At 47.0% G+C, this 1,501-nt stretch carries 1 protein-coding gene; it reads right to left on the bottom strand.

Features of this window, described 5'->3' with window-relative positions; genetic code table 11:
* Nucleotides 1–55 precede the first annotated feature (55 nt).
* Nucleotides 56–1,501, bottom strand: a 1,446-nt coding sequence (locus tag K0F86_RS12695; protein WP_219134704.1) for a RelA/SpoT domain-containing protein, incomplete at its 5' end; no start/stop codon positions are given.

Below are 1,501 nucleotides of genomic sequence, written 5' to 3'. Positions count from 1 at the left end.
ATTCCTATCCGTAAGAATAACGCATAGGCTGTGTCTGGTGAATCAAGGGGCTATTTCAGACAGCATTGTGCTTATCCATCACTCTCCTGACGACATCGTGGTCGTCCAGCGCCTTCTTGACGGCATTGTGTTCTTCCATCGCTTTCTTGACGACATTTTGGTCGTCCATCGCCTTTACCACCGCACCAATCTGATTGATATCCCTAAGCGCCTTCATGGCAGCATTGTGCTCATCCATCGCTTTTACCACCGTACCAATCTGATTGATGTCCCCGAGCGACTTCACGGCCACATTGCGCTCTTTCAATGCCTTGGCCACAGCGCCCATCTGGTTGATTTCCTTGAGTGCCACCATGGCTTCATTGTGCTTATCCAATGCTTGCTGGGCCACTGTAAGTGATGAGGACTGATAGGCGATCTTTGCAGTGGGCAATGTCGTTTGTTGGTCTTCACTCGGCGTTGAAGTAGAGTTGCCGAGAATCGTTAGCGGTTCGTTCGTAATGTGCAGATTCTGAACGTCAGGCATTTTTGAATTATCGGAGGTAGGTGCTTGCTTATCGGCAATCTCCTCCGTGGAAGACGTACTCATATCTACACATGCAGCATCTTCTCCGGCATTCGATAATTCGCCTGCCATCAAGTGACCGTCTTCATCGACCGGCTCTGGCTGGTCACTTCCAGCCCCTTTAGACGCCTGATCGACATTCTCGTTTTGTTCATTATTGAATTGTGTTGTTTCTTGATTCCCGCGAATAGCTGACTGTAACTCTTTGCTCAGTTTCTGGATGAGGCCGCCCGTATCATCGGCCTGTCCAGCCATCCCGTTTAGAATGTTCAGGATGCCTTTCAGATGTTGACTATTTGGAAAATTTGGGTAACGTACCTTGTGATCAATTTCGCTCCAGCCCTCTTCAAAAATAGTACGCACTTGAAGCTCGGCGTTGACAATCCGCAACGTTGGTTTGGTTGTTAAAATATAATGTATTGAGCGATAGTTGTCTTTGTGTTTTTTAACGGCCATACACGCTTCTTCATATTGTTTTATCAGCTCAGGATTATCACCATCGCGAATATAAGCAATTGGATTCTCTTTCAGTTCAAATATCGCACGCACCTCTCGGTCAATTTCGAAGCAGTCGCTCTTGAACAGGTGCAAGGCACGGAGACCGATCAAATCATCTACTACTTCTATGTAGTTTTCCACCGATATGTTCATGTACTTCGGCTCTTTCGCAGCCCGTTTTCGTACAATCTTTGCCATAAGGTGGCTCTGATCCTTGACGCGCCATCGAACAGAATGGACGCCGCTAAAACGTTGAATAAGACTAGCGTTTGATGTGGCGCTTGCTTCCAGGGCTGCTCGTTGCTCTTCATGGTCCTGCCCGATCATGAGCAAATCGTCCCATGAGGTGTTGCTTGAATGCCAATCCTCTGGTTTTATTCTATTCTGCTTCAGGAAAACATCAAGATCACGTTGCAACATAAAATATCCTTCCCCAAT

Source organism: Janthinobacterium sp. UMAB-60 (assembly GCF_900095235.1).
Lineage (GTDB): Bacteria > Pseudomonadota > Gammaproteobacteria > Burkholderiales > Burkholderiaceae_D > Janthinobacterium.
The sequence above is the reverse complement of the archived record's forward strand: the minus strand, read 5'-3'. Positions and strand labels throughout refer to the sequence as shown.